Below are 19,376 nucleotides of genomic sequence, written 5' to 3'. Positions count from 1 at the left end.
TTTTTGTCCGGCCAGTAAAGCACGGCATCCCGACAAGGCTATTTGTCGGGATTTATAAGCCAATTTGTAAATGGGATTTCAGCCCTTGATAGGCAAGCAGTCGATATTCTGCTTTTTCAACTTGGCGCAGGCCTTTTCGGCGGAAGCGGAATCCTTGAAGCCGCCAAACCAGACGCGATAGACCTTGCGGCGCTTGCCGTCCGGCGAAATCTCGCCCTTCAGCCCATGAGCGACCTGATCCACCGCGGGACGGAACTTTTCCTGAAGTTCGTTGGCTCCGGCACGCGTGGGTGTTGCTGCAAGCTGAATGCGCCACGCCGCGCCTGCCGATGCGACGAGATAGCCGCCGTCGCCCTGTTCAATCTGGGAATCGTCGATCAAGTCCGCAACCGAATCTCTTTTCGGAGCTGCTTTTTGCGCTGGCGCTAAAGCGACCGGCTTTGCCATAGCCACAGCCGTGCCCTCGCCGCTGGCATTGCCATAGCGGGTCAGAAGCTTGGCCATCTGGCCGTCCCGCTCGCCTGCCGACCCGGCGCCCAGAACAACGCCGACAAGATGCTTGCCATCAATGATCGCGGACGAAACAAGATTGTAGCCGGATACATTCGTATAGCCGGTCTTGATTCCATCGACGCCGCCATAACGGTACATCAGGTTGTTGTGGCCGTTATAAACCCGGCCGCGATAGGTGAAGGAGCGCTGGGAAAACAGCGCATATTGGTCCGGGAAATCACGGCGCAGCGCCATGCCAAGCACCGCCATGTCGCGTGCTGTGGTGAGCTGCGTCATATTGGCGGTCAGTCCTGACGGATTGACGAAGAAAGTGCTCTTCATGCCGATCTGGCGTGCGCGCTGTGTCATCAGACGCCCGAAGGCCGCTTCGGACCCGCCGATATATTCGCCCATCACAGTGGCAGCATCATTGGCCGAGATGATGATCATTGCATTGACGGTGTCGCGCACTGAAATGGTTTGCTCCGGCTTGAGCCATAGCTTCATGCGGACTTTCGCAGCGGCATTTTTGGAGACGGGCATCTCGTCATCCCAATGGAGACGACCCGTCTTCAGCGCTTCGAATGTGATGTAGAGCGTCATCATCTTGGCGAGCGAGGCCGGTGCGCGCTGGAGATTCGCGTCGTCCTGACCAAGTATCCGATTGCTATCAGCGTCGAACACGACCCACGACGGCTTTGCCAATGCTGTAGAGGCACACAGAACGGTGGCTCCAAACGCTACGGAAGCAACGAAACGTGCGAAACGGGACGGCGATGTTAGCATGATGGCTCGCGGATATGGAATTGCTAGCTGGATGTGCAGGCAAATTGCGGCCTGAAAAAGACCATAACGATGCCTCAATTCTTATTCCCTAAGAAACATTGATATCGTTAATGAATTCTAAGCATCGCGTAAAAACATGGGTATTTAGTCGTGAGGAGCCGAACAGCGCCAGTAGCGCCAGGGCAAATACCATTTGAGGTCGCCCGCCAGTTCGCGCGGCACCGGATCGAAACCATGGGTGCCGAACGGGCCACAGCGCATGACGCGAAAAAGCCCCATCCAGCCGCCGCTCCACAGGCCGTGGCGGGCGATTGCCTCATAGGCATATTCGGAACAGGTCGGCATATGGCGGCAGGAGTTGCCGATCAGCGACGACAGCGTCAGCTGATAGAGTCGAACGAATGCCGTGCCAAACACCCTCCCCGGCGTTTTGCGCCAGCCATCGGTGAAGTTGCGGCTGTATCGCTTTGCTTGAGGCGGCGTATCAGTCGTGTGGTCTTTACCACAGGAACACATGGCGTCAGGCGGCCTTGGCTTTGTCTTCGATCTGGCGAATGCAATCGACAATAGCATCGAAGGTCAGAAGCGTCGATGCATGGCGGGCCCTGTATTCGCGCACCGGCTCGAAATATTTGAGGTCTTCGAATCGCCCTTCCGGAGCCGGGGCGTTTTCCTTGAGCATGGCATACATTGCACCGCGGACGGCTTTCAGTTCGTCGGCGGTCGCGCCAATGATATTGCGCGCCATGACCGACGAGGACGCCTGCCCCAGTGCACACGCCTTCACCTCATGCGCAAAATCGGTGACGACACCATTGGCCATCTTGAGATAGACGGTGACCGTCGAACCGCACAGTTTGGAATGCATCGTTGCGACGGCATCCGGCTCGGCCAAACGACCGATACGCTCCATATTGCCCGCAAATTCCAGAATGCGCTTGTTGTAAATGTCGTCGATCATATGCGTGAGCCTTCCGCCCGGTATGCTGGCTATGCAGCCTCATGTTCTTACATGGTGCCAGCAGTCAGGAACTTCAAATCCGTAGATAGCGCCAGATTCAGCTGATTTCGAATCCTGCCCCTGCCGCTTTTCATTGCGCCGAAATGATACGAATTTCACAATGGTGACACCAGCCTGAGAAAAAACAAAAAAATGTTTTTCGACGGCAGTTTGAAGTTGCAATTTACTCCCTATATATTAGGCAAGTAATGCCTGCACTTTGGATGGTGTCAGGACGTTGGACTTAAAACTATTGTTGAACGTTCTGATAGTGTGTTTTAGAGCATGATAACGTATAAAAAAGCCTTTGTGCTTTCAGGTATCATGTTTTAGCACAACGCCGTGGTGGCGGCATGAAAACCTGTCCGGTGGGCCTAAACCGCCGGATCAATACATCGCCCGCTCGCAAAGCGTATCGTTGTATTGTCCGTTTAACTCGTCTCCTCCCCGAAGGAGACTACTGGAGAATACTGATGGACGCGCGCATCCTCAAAGAAGATGACGAATCCGGCCTGCCTTCGAAGAAGCAGGCAAATGTAACCCCGTTGCACGGCACGCCAACGCAGGCCGACGCGGAAGCGGCAGTCCGCACGCTTTTGCTGTGGGCTGGCGATAATCCGGACCGCGAAGGCCTTCTGGAAACGCCAAAGCGTGTTGCCAAAGCCTATAAGGAGCTTTTTTCCGGTTATGCGGAAAGCCCCGAAGAAGTGCTTGGCACCGTGTTCGAAGAAGTCGCCGGTTATAACGATATGGTGCTGGTGAAGGACATTTCCTTCTTCTCGCATTGCGAACACCATATGGTTCCGATCATCGGCAAGGCGCATGTCGCCTATCTGCCCGACCACAAGGTTGTCGGCCTGTCGAAGATCGCCCGCGTGGTCGATATTTTCGCGCATCGCCTGCAGACGCAGGAAAGCATCACCGCCCAGATCGCCGACAGCATTCAGACCATTCTGAAGCCACGCGGCGTTGCCGTGATGATCGAGGCCGAGCATATGTGCATGGCCATGCGCGGTATCCGCAAGCAGGGTTCGACCACCATCACCACCACCTTCACCGGTGAGATGAAGACCAAGGTGGATGAACAGGTGCGCTTCATGACCCTCTCGCGCAGCAAATAATGCACTGTCCCGAAAGGTTTCGGCTTTTCGGGCATGCATGACCGACGTTTTTCAAATATTTCGAGGCACGTGGTATAAAGCCCGTGCCTCTTATCCGTTTCAGGCGAGACAATGACGACCTTCCCTGCCCAGCCTTCCGATAAAAAGACGATAGAAGAAGGTGCGGTATTCATGCCGCGCTTCGACGCTTCCGGCCTCATCACGGCTGTCGTCACCGATGAACGGGACGGCGTGCTTTTGATGGTGGCTCATATGAATGCGGAGGCGCTGAGCCTGACGCTGGAAACGGGCATCGCGCATTACTGGTCACGCTCGCGCAACACACTTTGGAAGAAGGGTGAAACGTCCGGCAATCTGCAAAGCGTCATCGAATTGCGCACCGATTGCGATCAGGACGCCTTGTGGCTGAAGGTTCGCGTCGCTGGCGACGGTCCCACTTGCCACACCGGACGCCGGTCCTGCTTCTACCGGCAGGTGGTTACCGAGAACGGTGAAACGACGCTGGAAATGGAAGCAAACGGCGCTTGCGATCACGATCATTGATCGTTTTCAATTCGATGTGATGACGCGAATAGGTCTCGCGTCATCAATTTGCAGCATTTATTCTTTGGATACCAAGTTTCGCTAGTCTGAACGAAACGATGAGGTGTCCGTGGTGATGCTTAACTGGGGGGTAAGGCGCAGGACTGTCAGTGTAGACGTCGAAGCACCTGCTCAGGAAGTCATTGAGAAGCCTGAAATCAAGCGTGAGCCGCGCAAGATTGCGCTGGCGCTTGGCGGCGGTGCTGCACGCGGCTGGTCGCATATCGGTGTGCTGCGCGCGCTGGACGAGGCCAATATCAAAATCGAAATGATTGCCGGCACATCCATCGGCGCGCTTGTCGGGGGCTGTTATCTGGCGGGCAAGCTGGACGAGCTGGAAGAATTCGCCCGCAGCCTGACCCGACGCCGCATGTTCAATCTCCTCGACATTACCTTTCGCGGCAGCGGTCTTTTCGGCGGCATGAAGCTCGATGGACGCCTTCGTGAACATCTCGATGGCCTGCGGATAGAAGAGCTTACACGGCCCTTTGTGGCGGTCTGCACGGAGTTGCGTACCGGCCATGAGATATGGCTGTCGTCGGGGCCGCTTGTGGATGCCATGCGGGCTTCCTATGCCCTGCCCGGCGTGTTTGAACCCGTGCGCTGGGACGAGCGCGTGCTTGTCGACGGTGCGCTTGTCAATCCTGTGCCGGTTTCCGTTTGCCGCGCCTATGAGCAGCGGCTCGTTCTGGCGGTCAACCTTCATTACGATCAGTATGGCCGCGCAGCGGTCATCAAACACGCGCAGATGCGTCAGGAAAGTCTGCCCGGCGCTGTCCATGGCGAAAAGGAAGCGCGTCTGGGAATCACCGGCGTGATGATGGACGCCTTCAACATCATCCAGGACCGCATTTCCCGTGCACGTATGGCGGGCGATCCACCAGACCTTTCGCTGATGCCTGTGGTTGGCCAGATTGGCCTTGCAGATTTTCACCGCGCTTCCGAGGCAATCGATGCCGGATATGTCGAAACGATCAAACGTCTGGAGGATATCCGGCGTCTTCAGGGCATAGCGGGCTGATTTTTCAGTTTTTCACGAATCTTCTGGAGCGAGGATTCGCGATTCTTCGGACTTGCTGATCGTGTCAGCTGTTTTTGCGCTCCCAAGACGGGCTCTGTGAAGATTTTCTGAAAAAATATCATCCGAGGGAAGCCTTTGAAAAAGCCCGCAAAATAAGGGTTCCCAGTATTGGTGATGGTGAACGCGACGCGGTTTTTCACATTCTTTTCGAAAAAGATTGGCTGATGATGCAGATGGGGCTTGTGCACCCCAAGGTGATTTGCTAAATGCCCACTCGCCGGAGCAATTCGGCTTCTACCACGGGCGGTCGTGGCGGAATTGGTAGACGCGCAGCGTTGAGGTCGCTGTGGGGCAACCCGTGGAAGTTCGAGTCTTCTCGACCGCACCATTCTCTTTATAGAGAATTGAAATCGTTAGATTTTAAGCAAACGCCCTTTCGGGCGTTTTTGTTTTCCGGCTTAAGAAAGTGCTTCTCCAGCGCAAAGAAAACCCCGCCGGAGCGGGGTTGATCACTTCATTTGCGATCCAGTTCAGATCGGATCATTTCGCTATGTTCGCCCAGATTGGGTGAGCGATGGTCGGTTTTCAGTTCGGCATCCGAGAAGCGGATCGGCGTACGCAACCCCGGTACGCCCTGCGGATCGATCTTCATCCCACGTGCGATGAATTGCGGATCGGCAAAGACATCGGCAACCGAGTTGATTGGCCCGGCCGGAACGCCGATCTTTTCCAGACGCGCCAGAAGGTCGTCGCGCTTCCATCGCCGCGTGCGCTCTTCCAGCCGTTCTGTCAGTGCCGTCCGGTTCGCGACACGGGCAGCATTGGTGGCAAAACGTTCGTCGCTCGCAAGCTCAGCAAGCTCCAACAGGCCGACCAGCCGGCCAAACTGGCCGTCATTGCCGCAAGCGATGATGAAATAGCCGTCGGAAACCGGCAGCGTCTGATATGGCGCGATATTGGGATGTGCGTTGCCCATGCGCTTCGGGGATACGCCGGAAGCCAGATAGTTCATGGCCTGATTGGCGAGAACTGCTGACATGCAGTCGAACAGCGCCATATCGATGTGCTGCCCCTTGCCCGTGCGCTGGCGCATGATCAGCGCCGACTGGATGGCAATCACGCTATAAAGGCCGGTGAAAATGTCTGCAAAAGCCACGCCGATCTTCTGCGGTTCACGGTCCGGCTCGCCAGTCAGATCCATGATCCCGCCCATGCCCTGGATCATGAAGTCATAACCTGCCCTTTCGGCATAAGGGCCATCATGGCCGAAACCGGTGATGGAGCAGTAGATAAGGCGCGGATTGACGGCCTTGAGGCTCTCATAATCAAGTCCATATTTATCGAGGCCGCCGAGTTTGAAATTCTCAATGACAATATCTGCATCGGCCGCGAGGCGGCGCACCAGCTCCTGCCCTTCTTCCGAGCGGAAATCCGCTGTAATCGAGCGTTTGCCGCGATTGCAGGCATGGAAATAGGCAGCCGACTTCTCGCCTTCGACTTCAATGAAGGGAGGCCCCCATTTGCGCGTATCGTCGCCTTCCGGGCTTTCGACCTTGATAACGTCCGCTCCCAGATCGGAAAGCGTCTGACCGACCCACGGGCCTGCCAGAATACGGGCCAGTTCAACCACCTTCAAACCGTCAAGCGGTGTGTTCTGCATTTCGGATACCTCGAGAAAGTAGAAAAGCCCGCCCGCGAGAAGCGAGCGGGCCTTGGGAGGATAGTGCGGGCGGTTACGATCAGAAGAAAGCCTGAATGCCGGTCTGCGCGCGTCCAAGGATCAACGCGTGAACGTCATGCGTGCCTTCATAGGTATTCACGGTTTCGAGGTTCTGCGCGTGGCGCATGACGTGGTATTCGATCTGGATACCGTTGCCGCCATGCATGTCGCGGGCCTGACGGGCGATATCGAGCGCCTTGCCGCAATTGTTGCGCTTGACGATGGAGATCATTTCCGGGGCCATCTTGCCTTCGTCGAACAGACGACCGACGCGCAGCGATGCCTGAAGGCCGAGCGTGATTTCGGTCTGCATGTCGGCGAGCTTCTTCTGGTAAAGCTGCGTGCCAGCCAGCGGCTTGTCGAACTGCTTGCGGTCGAGGCCGTATTGACGCGCGCGGAACCAGCAATCTTCGGCGGCGCCCAGAACGCCCCACGAAATGCCGTAGCGCGCACGGTTGAGGCAGCCGAACGGACCCTTGAGGCCCGATACGTTTGGCAGCAGCGCGTCTTCCGAGACTTCCACGCCGTCCATGACGATTTCGCCGGTGATCGAAGCGCGGAGCGACAGCTTGCCACCGATCTTCGGGGCGGAAAGCCCCTTCATGCCCTTTTCAAGCACGAAGCCGCGAATGGCATTGTCATGGGCTGCGGACTTGGCCCACACCACGAACACGTCAGCGATTGGCGAATTCGAAATCCACATCTTTGAGCCGGTCAGGCGATAGCCGCCGTCGATCTTTTCGGCGCGGGTCTTCATGCCTGCAGGGTCGGAACCGGCATCCGGTTCGGTCAGACCGAAGCAGCCGATCAACTCGCCGGAGACGAGACCCGGCAGATATTTCTTGCGCTGTTCGTCAGAGCCATAGGCGTAGATCGGATACATGACGAGCGAGGACTGTACGCTCATCATCGAACGATAACCGGAATCAACGCGCTCGACTTCGCGCGCTACGAGGCCATAGGCAACATAACCGGCATTGGCCGCGCCATATTCTTCCGGCAGCGTCACGCCGAGAAGGCCAGACTGGCCCATGAGGCGGAACAGTTCCGGGTCGGTGGTTTCGTCGAGATAGGCCTTTTCCACACGCGGCAGCAGAACGTCGCTCGCGAATGCCTTCGCGGAGTCGCGGATCATGCGCTCGTCTTCGGTCAGCTGTTCGTCGAGCAGAAAGGGATCTTCCCAGTTAAAGGCCGTACGCGACATTAGAAATTCTCCTCATTTCAGAATTGACCGGACTATGAACCGCAGGGCGTCAGGCTGCAAACGATGTTTACTCATCGATCTATTCCATTTAGTAATAGATCATGACGACACTCTCGCGACGGCTCCTTCCCTCCACCAGTGCGCTTGCGGCGTTTGACGCTGTTGCGCGGCTTGCAAGCTTTTCTGCGGCTGCAGAAGAACTCGCGCTGACACAAGGCGCGGTCAGCCGTCAGATCGCGACGCTCGAAGAACAGCTTGGCACAGCACTTTTCGACCGCACCAGCCGCCACGTCGTGCTGTCGGATGCGGGACGCGCTTATTTTAATGCCGTTGCGCCTGCCCTTTCGGTTATTCGGGCCGCTTCGCTTCAGGTCATGTCGCAGATGCGTGGCAAAACATTGAACCTCGCTTTTCTGCCCACATTCGGCACGCGCTGGCTCATTCCGCGTATTCCGCGCTTTGTGGCACAATTTCCGGATATTATTCTGAATTTCGCGACCCGTATCGGCCAGTTCGACTTTGACCGTGAAGGTCTGGACGCGGCCATTCACATCGGCCAGCCGGATTGGCCGAATGGCGATTGCGTGTTTTTGATGGATGAAACGGTTGCGCCGGTTTGCAGCCCGGCTTTTTTGAAGGAGAACCCGGTGTCAGCGCCCACCGATCTTCTTCGGCTGCCCTTGTTCAACATGGCTTCGCGACCGGGAGCGTGGGATCACTGGTTCCGCAGCCTTGATATCACCGTGCCAGCGCCGGGTGGCATGCGGTTTGAACAGTTTTCCAATGTTTCGCAGGCTTGCATCGCGGGGCTGGGCGTTGCCCTCATGCCGCTTTTTCTGATCCGCTCGGAAATCGACAGCGGGCAGCTTGTGGTGGCCTACCCGCACACGGTCAAAAGCCCCAGCAGCTATTATTTCGTCACACCGAAGGCGCGCGCAAACACGCCTGCAGTCAATGCGTTTCGCGATTGGCTTCTGGGTGAAGTCAATCGCGAATTCGATCCTCACGCTATCGAGTTGCTGACAATCTCGTAGGAGCGCAGGCGCTTCTTGTGATCGTGGATCATGCCGGTGATCATCAACTCATCAGCGCCGGTGCTTTCGGCAAAGGCCTGAATGCCCTTTGCCACCGTTTCAGGCCCGCCGACCACGCGGCACGACAGCATCTGGCGGACAAGCGCCTGGGCTGCCGGATCAAGCTGCTCCATGTAGCCGGCTACAGGTGCGGGTAATTTTCCGGGACGACCGCTGCGCAGGTTTACGAATGCCTGCAATTGCGAGGTGAAGAGATAATGCGCCTCTTCGTCGGTATCTGCTGCGATCACGTTGAGGCCGAGCATGACGTAAGGCTTCTGCATATATTCCGATGGCTCGAAACGCTCGCGATAAAGCGCGATGGCGCGTTCCATCTCCGCTGGTGCAAAATGCGATGCAAAAGCGTATGGCAGGCCCAGCATGGCCGCAAGCTGCGCGCCGAACAGGCTTGAACCTAGAATCCAGACCGGAACCTCAAGCCCCTCGCCTGGAACGGCGCGGACGCGCTGGGCGGGTTCCGCCGGTTTGAAATAATTGAGCAGTTCAACCACGTCCTGCGGGAATGCGCTGGCATCGCCGTCGAGATTGCGCCGCAAGGCGTGCGCCGTGATCTGGTCGGTTCCGGGCGCGCGGCCAAGGCCGAGATCGATACGGCCAGGAAAAAGCGACGCCAGCGTGCCGAACTGCTCGGCAATCACCAGCGGCGAATGGTTCGGCAGCATGATGCCACCCGCGCCGACGCGAATCGTCGAAGTGCCATTCGCGACATAGCCGATCACGACCGATGTGGCGGCACTGGCAATGCCGGGCATATTGTGATGTTCGGCCAGCCAATAGCGATGAAAGCCAAGTTTCTCCGCGCGCTGTGCAAGCTCAAGCGTGTTGCGCAGAGACTGTCCGGCATCGCTGTTATCGGGAACGGGCGAAAGATCGAGTACGGATAAAGGTATCATGCTGGCTCATATGGGCTTGAATACTGCAGTTACAACTGCCGCAAAGAAATAGGGCACCCTAGAAATAGGGCGCCCTATACTTAATTCAAAGCAACTAAGAGTGATCGAACAATCCTAATGTGGTTGTGCCGGGGCTGAATCATGCCCCTCTTCCGGCGAAGCCACATACTCGCCTTCCACATCCTTCTTCGCGATGAAGGTGTAGAACATTGGCACCACGAACAGCGTAAACATCGTACCAATCACGATACCGGTGAAAATCACCAGACCCATCGAATAACGGGCGGCGGCACCGGCGCCGGTTGCAATGATCAGCGGAACGACGCCAAGCGCCATGGCTGCGGTGGTCATCAGGATCGGACGCAGACGGGTTTCAGCGGCGGCGACGATTGCATCGCGACGCGAAAGCCCGTGCAGGCGGCGCTGCTGATTGGCGAATTCCACCATCAGAATGCCGTGTTTGGTTATCAGCCCGACAAGGGTGATGAGACCAACCTGCGTGTAGATGTTCAGCGTGCCGAGACCGATATTGAGCGGCACGATAGCGCCGAAGATCGAAAGCGGCACCGACATCATGATGATGAACGGATCGCGGAAGCTTTCGAACTGCGCAGCCAGAACCAGATAGATCACGATAACGGCGAGGCCGAAGGCGATCAGGATGGTGTTGCCCTGCTCCACTTCCAGACGCGACTGACCGGAATAATCCAGGAAGAAGCCTTCCGGCATCTTCGCCTTGGTCAGATCCACAAGCGTTTGCAGGCCCTGGCCGGTGGTGACGCCCGGCAGAGGCAGCGCCGAAATCGTCGCCGAATTGAGCTGGTTGAACTGCTCGATTGCGGCAGGCGATGCGTTCTGCGTGATCGTGATGACTGATGATAGCGGGATCATCGAACCCGAAACGCTGCGGACATAGAATTCACCAAGCTTTTCGGGATTCGAACGATAGACATCAGGCACCTGCGTGATGATGTCATAGCTGTTCGAATCGCGGTCGAACTTGGCAATCGACGCACCACCAGTCAGTAGGCCGAGCGTTGCACCGATATCACTGACCTGCACGCCAAGCGTTGCCGCGCGGTCACGGTTGATGGTGATCGTCGTTTCCGGCGCGTTGAAGGACAGCGAGTTCTGCACGATGATGAACTGTCCCGAAGCTTGCGCTTCGTTCTTGATCTCTTCGGCCAGTTCGAAAACCGTGTCCGCCGGGCCCGTAGACTGCAAGGCAATCGAGATCGGCAAACCGCCACCTGTGCCCGGAAGCGATGGTGGAGCGAAGACGAAAGCCTGCACGCCGGCAACTTTGGTCAGACGGTTGGTGAGGTCTTCCTGAATCTGCTTCTGCGAACGAGTACGGTCGTTCCAGTCGCTTAGCACCCAGAGTGCGATTCCAGAGGTGGTGCCGCCATCCATGCCGACGATCTGGAAACGGGTCTTCTGCTCAGGCAAATCCTTCGTCAGCGCATCGATCTGTTCGGCGTAAAGGTTCGTATAGGCCGAAGTCGCATATTGCGGCGCCTGGAACATTGAGAACAGTGCGCCCGAATCTTCTTCAGGAGCCAGTTCGCTCGATGTGTTCATGAACAGAAAGCCTGTCAGGCCCATTAGCGCCACAACGATCATTAGCGTAATGCCGCGATAGTTCAGCGAGTTGGAGACCCGGCGATGATACCATTTCTCGACACGCGAGAAGGTGCGGTCGATGAACTTCTGAAACCGCGTTTCGCTGCCATGCTTGAGCATGCGCGAGCACATCATCGGAGAGATGGTCAAGGCCGCCACACCGGAGATGATAACGGCACCCGCCAGCGTGAAGGCGAATTCGCGGAACAGCGCGCCGGTCAGACCGCCGGTGAAACCGAGCGGAGCAAACACGGCCGCCAGCGTGATCGTCATGGCGATGATCGAGCCGGTGATTTCCTTCATACCTTTGAAGGCGGCATCCATAGGACGCAGGCCCTCTTCGATGTGGCGGTGAATATTCTCCAGAACGACGATGGCATCATCGACCACGAGGCCGATAGCCAGAACCATGGCCAGCAGCGAGAGAAGATTGATCGAGAAACCAAGCGCGAACAGGAAGAAGCACACACCGATCAGCGAGATCGGAATGGTCACAATCGGAATCAGAACCGAACGGAACGAACCAAGGAAGACGATGATGACCAGAATAACAATGGCCACAGCTTCGCCGATGGTCGTGAACACTTCCTTGATCGACGAACTGATCTGTTCGGTCGCGTCATAGACCAGAACCAGAGACATGCCTTCCGGGAGCGAGTTCTGGATTGATGGCAGTTCCTTGTTGACGGCAGCCGCCATGTCGATCGGGTTTGCCGCTGGTGTCGGATAAACGCCAAGGAACGTACCAGCCGAGCCGTTGAACGACACGATGGTGTCCGTGCTTTGGGCCGCCAGTTCCACCTTCGCCACATCGCGCAGGCGCACGACTTCATCACCCGAAGTCTTGATCGGCATTGCGCCGAAGGCTTCCGGTGTTTGCAGCGTGGATTTGAGCGTGATCGCCGACGCGACATATTCGTTTTTGGTCGTGCCGGGGGCCGACAGGAAGTTCGACGCATTGATTGCGGCCAGCACTTCCGGTGCTGTGATCTGACGCGCCGCCAGCTGGATCGGATCAAGCCAGACGCGCATCGAATAGACCTGACCACCGAGGATTTCAGCCTTGGCGACGCCCTGAATGGTGGACATGCGCGGCTGGATGACGCGTTCCAGATATTCGGTGATCTGCTCGCTGGTCATGTTCGGGTTCTGCGCAGCCAGATACATGGTTGCGAAGCTCTGGCCCGTCCCCTTGACGATGATCGGATCATCGGATTCATCCGGCAGATCGCCGCGAACCTGATTGACCTTGGCGATAACTTCCGTCAGCGCGGCATCCGGATTGGCGCCAAGCTTCATCTGCACCGTCACCGTGCTCGACGATGGGCGGCTGGACGAGGTCACATAGTCAATGTTTTCTGTCGTCGCGACCGATTCAGCGATAGGCGCGGTTATGAAACCCTGAATGAGTTCAGCGCTGGCACCGGCATAGTTGGTGGTGATGGTGATGACCGTTTCGTCAACCTTCGGATATTCGCGCACCGAAAGCTGCGCGATACCCTGAAGGCCGAGGAGAATGATCATGAGGGCGACCACCGTTGCAAGAACGGGTCGCCGAATGAAAATATCTGAAAAACTCATCGGTTCGCCTATTTCTTGTCAGCCGGATTGGCCGGGTTAACCGCGTTGTCGATGTTCACCGGAACGCCGGGCGAAAGCCTGTTCTGGCCAGCGGTGATGACGATGTCGCCTGCCTTGAGGCCGCTGGTAATTTCCACCACGCCATTGTAGCGACGGCCAAGCTTGACGAAGACCTGCTGCGCGACCAGCTTTTCGCCTTCTGCGGGCTTTGCATCGGCAGCAGGTGTCTTGGCCTCTTCGGCTGGCTTTGCTGCTTCCGCATTGGCCTTACCCTCTTCGGCCTTCTTTTCCGGGCGAACGGCATAGACATAATCGCCATAAAGGCTCGACACGATCGAAGTCTGCGCAATGGCGAACACATTGCTTTCTTCAGGCAGTTCAACGCGCACCTGCACGAACTGACCAGGCGTCAGCTTGTGATCCGGGTTCTTGACTTCGGCGCGCACAGAAACAAGGCGTGTGGTCGGGTCGATCTTCGGATCGATACCGACAATCGTGCCGGTGAAGTCGAGGTTTTCAGCCGTGGAGCCGACCTTGACGGTCTGGCCGAGCTTGATGGAGGCCAGCGACTGTTCCGGCACAGTGAAATCGATGCGCATCATGTTGGTGTCCTGCAAGGTGGCAATCACCGTGCCGGGCGTCAGATACTGACCGATATCGACCTTGGCGATACCGATAACGCCGGAAAACGGTGCCTTCACCGTCTTCTGCGCCAGCGTTGCGCGCATCTTTTCGACCGCTGCTTCAGCGGCATTGGCGACCGATGCCGTCGTATCGACGTTAGAAACGGCACCGACGCCGCGTGTCCGCAGCGTATCGGCGCGCTTCAGATTCTGCTGGGCAAGAACGGCCTGCGCCTCGGCGGCGACAAGATCAGCCTTCTGGATGCTGTCTTCCAGCTGCAGCAGCACATCGCCCTGCTTCACGTCCTGATTGGAGGTGAAGTTAATCTTCTGCACGATACCGTCGAGCTGAACCGTCAGGTCAACGCCGTTCAGCGCATGAGCCGTACCGATGGCTTCAACACCCGGCTGCCATGTACCCGGCTCAACCGTGATGGTCGAAACCGTCTGGGCTGGCTGCTGCATAGTGGCGAAAAAGTCCTTGATGGCCTTCGATCTGAACAGATTGAAGCCGACAAGCCCCCCGACGACGATCACCAGGAACACGATTGCCAGAATTAGGCGCTTTATCATTGCGGTTGTACTCCGGGGTGGCGCCCTGAACGCTGTTAAAAAGCGTCGAGGGGGGACGTTGAGCGCATCCCTTGGCCATCACACAAAGGTCGCGCGTATTTTACTTGAATTAGCGGAGCGAATAACTGTACCGTCTGGACGGTATTGTCAACTCATGAACTGTCAGGAGACCCGGCGAAGTTGTTAGCTAAAAAGAAGGTCTCTTCGCGTGATCGTATTTTACGCGCGGCAGTTGAGCTAGCCCGGGAAGTGGGGCCGGCTCATATTTCACTTGACGCCGTTGCCGCCCGAGCCGGGCTGTCGAAAGGCGGATTGCTTTATTCTTTTCCGACCAAGGCAAAGCTGCTTGAGGGCGTTGTCGAAGAATATATGAAAGAACATGAGCGCGCGATGGAGGTTCAGGAAACGCTCCAGTCCGGCGATAAAAACCGCGTTGCGCGGGCTTTTCTGGATGTTTACCGCGTTCAGGCCGACGATGAACCACCCGCTTGTGGCGTTCTTGCGGCACTTGCCGAAGATCCGGGTTTCATGGTGCCCGTTCGCCAGTACCATCGGACATTTCTCGACCGCATGATCAAGGATACGACCGATCCCGATACGGCGCTGATCGTCTATCTGGCCGTGGCCGGGCTTGAGTGTTCCAAATTGATGGAATGCGAGATTGTCACTGATGAAGAGCAGCGTGCCGTTCTCTGCCGTTTGGAAAACATGCTGACAGAAAACTGACAGTATTTAAGAAAAAAGGGCGCCGAGCGCCCTTTTATTTAACAGTCTGCGAATCACAGAGCCGGAATGTCTCCCCGCTCCCACCCCGCGGTGGTTTCAGCGGCAAAATCGTTGAATCGCCCTTCGGCAATCGCTGCGCGGATGCCCTTCATCAGATACTGGTAATAGGCCAGATTGTTCCAGGTCAGCAGCATGGCGCCGAGTGCTTCACCGGACTTCACCAGATGGTGCAGATAGGCGCGACTGTAGTCGCGCGACGCCGGGCAATCGGATTCCGGATCGAGCGGACGGTGATCGTCAGCATGGCGCGCATTGCGCAGATTGACCTTGCCAAAACGCGTGAAGGCCAGACCGTGACGCCCTGCGCGGGTTGGCATGACGCAGTCGAACATGTCGATGCCGCGCGCGACAGATTTTAAAATATCGTCCGGCGTGCCGACGCCCATCAGATAGCGCGGCTTTTCAGCGGGCAGGATCGGACAGACGACTTCCAGCATGTCCAGCATGACGTTCTGCGGCTCGCCGACAGCAAGGCCACCCACCGAATAGCCCTTGAGGTCCATGGCTTTCAGCGCTTCGGCTGAACGCTCGCGCAGACGGGCATTGTCGCCGCCCTGCACAATGCCGAACATGGCCTTGCCCGGCTGGTCGCCAAAGGCCACCTTGCAACGCTCGGCCCAGCGAAGCGACAGTTCCATCGCGCGCTCGGTGTTCTTTTCCGGCGATGGCAACGCCACGCATTCATCGAGCTGCATCTGGATATCACTATCCAGCAGGCCCTGAATTTCGATGGAACGCTCCGGCGTCATTTCATAGGCTTTGCCGTCGATATGCGAGCGGAAGGTCACGCCCTTCTCATCAAGCTTGCGCAATTGTGCCAGCGACATGACCTGAAAACCACCGGAATCGGTCAGGATCGGGCCTTTCCAGCCGCCGAATTCGTGCAATCCGCCAAGGCGGGCAACACGCTCTGCGCCGGGGCGCAGCATGAGATGATAGGTATTGCCGAGGATGATATCCGCGCCAAGGTCCTTCACCTGGTCCATATACATGGCCTTGACTGTTCCGGCTGTGCCGACCGGCATGAAGGCAGGCGTGCGCACCACGCCGCGCGGCATGGAAATTTCACCCTGACGGGCCGCGCCGTCGCGGGCGAGGACTGTGAATTCAAAATTTTCGCTGGTCATGGCCGTTGTCTATTATGTCAAGCGCGTTCAAGCAAGCTGCCGTCGCCGTAGGAATAAAAGCGATAGCCGGTTTCAATGGCGCGTTCATAGGCAGCGCGCATGGTGTCGAGGCCGCTGAAGGCGGAAACCAGCATGAACAGCGTCGAACGCGGTAAGTGGAAATTGGTCATCAGCATGTCGACTGCGCGGAATTTATAGCCGGGCGTGATGAAGATGTCGGTCGGGCCGGACCAAGGACGAATGAGACCATCCTCGCCCGCAGCACTTTCAATGAGCCGGAGCGACGTCGTGCCGACACAAACCACGCGGCCACCGCGCTCATGCACGGCGTTCAGCGCATCCGCAGTCTTCTGCGAGACATAGCCGATCTCGGAATGCATTTTGTGGTCGGTGGTGTCGTCGGCCTTGACGGGCAGGAAAGTCCCCGCCCCGACATGCAGCGTCACGAAATGCTCTTCAATGCCCTTGGCCTTGATCTTTTCCAGAAGGTCGGGCGTGAAATGAAGCCCGGCGGTGGGGGCTGCGACAGCGCCTTCCTCACGGGCATAAACGGTTTGATAATCGCTGCGGTCGCGGTCGTCTTCCGCGCGCTTCGAAGCGATATAAGGTGGAAGCGGGATATGTCCGACAGCAGCGATTGCTTCATCCAGCATCGCGCTGGACAGATCGAACACGAGAAGCGCCTCGCCCGCCTCGCCTTTCTCGGCAACGGTTGCGTCGAGGGTGCCAAGAAAGCAGCTTGAACCGGAATGACCGAAGCGGATGCGGTCGCCTTCCTTGACGCGCTTGGCCGGGCGCAGAAACGCCGCCCAGCGATCTGGTCCCATCCGCATATGCAAGGTTGCGCTGACTTGGCTGATATTGCCGTCGCGTTCGCGCATACCTTCAAGTTGTGCCGGTATCACCTTGGTATCATTAAAAACAAGCGCATCGCCCGGCTGCAGAAGATCGGGCAGATCATAGACGTGACGATCCTCGAAAGGCTGGCCCGGAACAACACGCAAAAGCCTCGCATGATCGCGCGGCTCCGCTGGGCGCAGGGCAATACGCTCTTCCGGCAGATCGAAATCGAAAAGATCAACACGCATGATAGGCCTCGTACATAGCTGCGGCCCCGGTATGAACCGGAGCCGCAATTTTCATTGGAAATAGTCGATCAGGCGTCGGCTGCGATGCGGGCAGACACGATCTTGTCCGGGTCGGTGACCGGCTCGCCGCGCTTGATCTTGTCGACATTGTCCATGCCTTCAATGACCTGACCCCATACGGTGTACTGGCGGTCCAGCCAGGGAGCATCGGTAAAGCAGATGAAGAACTGCGAGTTGGCAGAATTCGGGTTCTGGCTACGTGCCATCGAAGCCGTGCCGCGCTTGTGCTGGGTGTTGGAGAACTCAGCCTTCAGGTCCGGCTTGTCCGAACCGCCCATGCCAGCGCGCGAGCCGTTGAAATGTTCGCCGCCCGACTTGCCGAACTTCACATCGCCGGTCTGCGCCATGAAGCCGTCAATGACACGGTGGAACACGACGCCATCATAAGCGCCTTCACGCGCCAGTTCCTTGATGCGCTCGACATGGCCCGGAGCCAGGTCGGGATAGAGTTCGAGCACGACATTGCCCTTGGTGGTTTCCAGAACGAGCGTGTTTTCGGGGTCTTTGTAAGCCATTGGGCCTCTCCTGTTTCAATGCGTTCGATAAGACGCGTTGTATTGGATATTTATTTCTGAATGGTCGCCTTGACGATCTTGTCCGGGTTTTCGACGGACCCATTATCGGATTCGCTGCCCTTCTTTATCTTGTCCACGGCTTCCATGCCGCTGACAACTTTGCCGACAACCGTATATTGGCCATTCAGGAAAGCACCGTCGTCGAACATGATGAAGAACTGCGAATTGGCGGAATTCGGGCTCTGGCTGCGGGCCATGCCCACCGTGCCGCGCACGAAAGGTTCTTTCGAGAATTCAGCCTTGATATCAGGCAGTTTGGAGCCGCCGGTGCCCACGCGCGACGCGTCAAAGCCCTTGTTCATATTGCCGAATTCGACATCGCCGGTCTGGGCCATGAAGCCCGGAATGACACGATGGAAGGCAACGCCGTCATAGGCGCCTTCGCTTGCCAGCTTCTCGATCTGGGCCACATGCTTCGGCGCGAGGTCGGGACGCAGCTGGATTGCGACATCACCGTCCTTGAGCTTCAGAACGAGCGTGTCCGCCGCATTGGCGATGGAGGCCATCACGCCTTGAGACAGTGTAAAAATCGCGGCAGCGGCAAGCGCCGAACGGATAAATTTCATGATCGAAAAACTCCCAAACCTCAGGATTTGAATTTTGCTTCAAGGGCAGCGGCCACAACAGCCGGTACGAAAGGCCTGATATCGCCGCCCATGGACGCAATCTGGCGAACCAATGTGGCGGTAATGGTGCGCACGGCAGGATCGGCCGGCAGGAAAACGGTCTGCAATTCCGGCGCCATAGTGCCGTTCATGCCCGCCATCTGCATTTCGTAATCGAGATCGGTGCCGTCGCGCAGGCCGCGCACCATCAGCTGCGCCTTATGCTTGCGCGCCGAGTCGATCACCAATCCATCAAAGGAGATAACGGAAACGCGCGCTCCATCACCGCCAAGAACAGCTTTCGCGCTCTGGCCGATCAGTTCCACGCGTTCCTCAAAACTGAACAGCGGCTTCTTACCGGGATGCACGCCAATGGCGACAATAACCTCATCGGCAAGGCGCAAAGCACCTTTCAGGACATCCATATGGCCGTTTGTCACCGGGTCGAAGGAGCCCGCATAGATCGCGATTGTCATTTCTTCCAGCTAGCCTTTTCTGACAGGATTTTCAACAAGAACCAGAACGATAAGAAAATAGAAACCAAGAAACCAATTGAACGCGATGTGAACGATGATTTCACGGCAAGTTCACAACCGATTTACCAGAATAGGCGCAAGTTTGGTGCAACCTTTTCGTTTCTGAAGCGTATGTATGTCGAAAGGATATGACGATGATGATCTTTCTTCTGGCATTATCCATGATGGTCGCAATGGCCGCATCGGCAATCATATTGCTCCTCGAGGAGAACGAAGCCAAACGCCAACGCGTGCGTCAGGTGGCCTTCGACCTCAACAGCATGCGCAACATGCGCTCACGGTAATT

At 57.1% G+C, this 19,376-nt stretch carries 19 protein-coding genes and 1 tRNA gene; 7 read left to right on the top strand and 13 right to left on the bottom strand.

Annotation, left to right across the window (positions count from 1 at the left end):
• Nucleotides 1-78: 78 nt before the first annotated feature.
• From ABWW11_RS06985 to ABWW11_RS06975, 3 genes are all read right to left on the bottom strand, one after another.
• Nucleotides 79-1,278, bottom strand: a complete 1,200-nt coding sequence (locus tag ABWW11_RS06985; RefSeq protein WP_109370233.1) for a D-alanyl-D-alanine carboxypeptidase — start codon at nt 1,276-1,278, stop codon at nt 79-81.
• A 144-nt stretch (nt 1,279-1,422) separates the two neighbouring features.
• Nucleotides 1,423-1,794 (bottom strand): membrane protein insertion efficiency factor YidD, encoded by a 372-nt coding sequence (gene yidD, locus ABWW11_RS06980; RefSeq protein ID WP_109369082.1) that lies wholly within the window; start codon nt 1,792-1,794, stop codon nt 1,423-1,425.
• A 4-nt stretch (nt 1,795-1,798) separates the two neighbouring features.
• On the bottom strand, nt 1,799-2,239 hold the full coding sequence (locus tag ABWW11_RS06975) for an iron-sulfur cluster assembly scaffold protein (protein ID WP_109369081.1): 441 nt from the start codon (nt 2,237-2,239) through the stop codon (nt 1,799-1,801).
• 512 nt (nt 2,240-2,751) lie between these two features.
• On the opposite strand from ABWW11_RS06975, the gene folE reads away from it, so the two are divergent.
• From folE to ABWW11_RS06955, 4 genes are all read left to right on the top strand, one after another.
• Nucleotides 2,752-3,399: a GTP cyclohydrolase I FolE gene (gene folE / locus ABWW11_RS06970; protein WP_109369080.1), complete on the top strand. Its 648-nt coding sequence runs from the start codon at nt 2,752-2,754 to the stop codon at nt 3,397-3,399.
• A 111-nt stretch (nt 3,400-3,510) separates the two neighbouring features.
• Nucleotides 3,511-3,942, top strand: a complete 432-nt coding sequence (gene hisI / locus ABWW11_RS06965; protein WP_109369079.1) for a phosphoribosyl-AMP cyclohydrolase — start codon at nt 3,511-3,513, stop codon at nt 3,940-3,942.
• Nucleotides 3,943-4,054: 112 nt separating this feature from the next.
• Nucleotides 4,055-5,002, top strand: coding sequence for a patatin family protein (locus ABWW11_RS06960; protein WP_371831119.1), 948 nt, complete (start codon nt 4,055-4,057; stop codon nt 5,000-5,002).
• A gap of 303 nt (nt 5,003-5,305) precedes the next feature.
• Nucleotides 5,306-5,390 (top strand) — tRNA-Leu (locus tag ABWW11_RS06955).
• Between the two features lie 126 nt (nt 5,391-5,516).
• Here ABWW11_RS06955 and ABWW11_RS06950 read toward each other — a convergent pair.
• Nucleotides 5,517-6,662, bottom strand: a complete 1,146-nt coding sequence (locus tag ABWW11_RS06950) for a CaiB/BaiF CoA transferase family protein (protein ID WP_109370229.1) — start codon at nt 6,660-6,662, stop codon at nt 5,517-5,519.
• A gap of 79 nt (nt 6,663-6,741) precedes the next feature.
• A complete protein-coding gene (locus ABWW11_RS06945; protein WP_078338624.1) occupies nt 6,742-7,926 on the bottom strand; it encodes an acyl-CoA dehydrogenase in 1,185 nt (394 codons plus the stop codon).
• A 101-nt stretch (nt 7,927-8,027) separates the two neighbouring features.
• On the opposite strand from ABWW11_RS06945, the gene ABWW11_RS06940 reads away from it, so the two are divergent.
• Nucleotides 8,028-8,960, top strand: a complete 933-nt coding sequence (locus ABWW11_RS06940; protein WP_109368983.1) for a LysR family transcriptional regulator — start codon at nt 8,028-8,030, stop codon at nt 8,958-8,960.
• Here ABWW11_RS06940 and ABWW11_RS06935 read toward each other — a convergent pair.
• From ABWW11_RS06935 to ABWW11_RS06925, 3 genes are all read right to left on the bottom strand, one after another.
• Nucleotides 8,930-9,913: an LLM class flavin-dependent oxidoreductase gene (locus ABWW11_RS06935; RefSeq protein ID WP_109368982.1), complete on the bottom strand. Its 984-nt coding sequence runs from the start codon at nt 9,911-9,913 to the stop codon at nt 8,930-8,932. The genes ABWW11_RS06940 and ABWW11_RS06935 overlap by 31 nt on opposite strands.
• A 114-nt stretch (nt 9,914-10,027) precedes the next feature.
• Nucleotides 10,028-13,117 (bottom strand): efflux RND transporter permease subunit, encoded by a 3,090-nt coding sequence (locus ABWW11_RS06930; RefSeq protein WP_319080484.1) that lies wholly within the window; start codon nt 13,115-13,117, stop codon nt 10,028-10,030.
• 8 nt (nt 13,118-13,125) lie between these two features.
• Nucleotides 13,126-14,313 (bottom strand): efflux RND transporter periplasmic adaptor subunit, encoded by a 1,188-nt coding sequence (locus ABWW11_RS06925; RefSeq protein WP_109368980.1) that lies wholly within the window; start codon nt 14,311-14,313, stop codon nt 13,126-13,128.
• A gap of 180 nt (nt 14,314-14,493) precedes the next feature.
• On the opposite strand from ABWW11_RS06925, the gene ABWW11_RS06920 reads away from it, so the two are divergent.
• Nucleotides 14,494-15,039: a TetR/AcrR family transcriptional regulator gene (locus tag ABWW11_RS06920; protein WP_109368979.1), complete on the top strand. Its 546-nt coding sequence runs from the start codon at nt 14,494-14,496 to the stop codon at nt 15,037-15,039.
• A gap of 53 nt (nt 15,040-15,092) precedes the next feature.
• Here the strand turns inward: ABWW11_RS06920 and tgt are convergent, their stop codons facing one another.
• The 5 genes from tgt to coaD all read right to left on the bottom strand — a co-directional run bounded on the left by tgt (nt 15,093) and on the right by coaD (nt 19,030).
• Nucleotides 15,093-16,226 carry a tRNA guanosine(34) transglycosylase Tgt gene (tgt, locus tag ABWW11_RS06915; protein ID WP_109368978.1) on the bottom strand — a complete coding sequence of 378 codons (1,134 nt, stop codon included), beginning with the start codon at nt 16,224-16,226 and terminating at the stop codon, nt 15,093-15,095.
• 17 nt (nt 16,227-16,243) lie between these two features.
• Nucleotides 16,244-17,314: a tRNA preQ1(34) S-adenosylmethionine ribosyltransferase-isomerase QueA gene (gene queA / locus ABWW11_RS06910; RefSeq protein WP_109368977.1), complete on the bottom strand. Its 1,071-nt coding sequence runs from the start codon at nt 17,312-17,314 to the stop codon at nt 16,244-16,246.
• A gap of 68 nt (nt 17,315-17,382) precedes the next feature.
• Entirely contained in the window at nt 17,383-17,889 is a 507-nt protein-coding gene (locus ABWW11_RS06905) for a peptidylprolyl isomerase (protein WP_109368976.1), read from the bottom strand.
• A 50-nt stretch (nt 17,890-17,939) separates the two neighbouring features.
• On the bottom strand, nt 17,940-18,515 hold the full coding sequence (locus tag ABWW11_RS06900) for a peptidylprolyl isomerase (RefSeq protein WP_109368975.1): 576 nt from the start codon (nt 18,513-18,515) through the stop codon (nt 17,940-17,942).
• 20 nt (nt 18,516-18,535) lie between these two features.
• Entirely contained in the window at nt 18,536-19,030 is a 495-nt protein-coding gene (coaD, locus tag ABWW11_RS06895; RefSeq protein WP_109368974.1) for a pantetheine-phosphate adenylyltransferase, read from the bottom strand.
• A 194-nt stretch (nt 19,031-19,224) separates the two neighbouring features.
• Here coaD and ABWW11_RS06890 point away from each other — a divergent pair, with 194 nt between their 5' ends.
• Entirely contained in the window at nt 19,225-19,374 is a 150-nt protein-coding gene (locus ABWW11_RS06890) for a hypothetical protein (protein ID WP_167836029.1), read from the top strand.
• Nucleotides 19,375-19,376: the final 2 nt, after the last annotated feature.

The organism is Brucella sp. NBRC 113783 (genome assembly GCF_040372265.1).
Lineage (GTDB): Bacteria > Pseudomonadota > Alphaproteobacteria > Rhizobiales > Rhizobiaceae > Brucella > Brucella teleogrylli.
The sequence above is the reverse complement of the archived record's forward strand: the minus strand, read 5'-3'. Positions and strand labels throughout refer to the sequence as shown.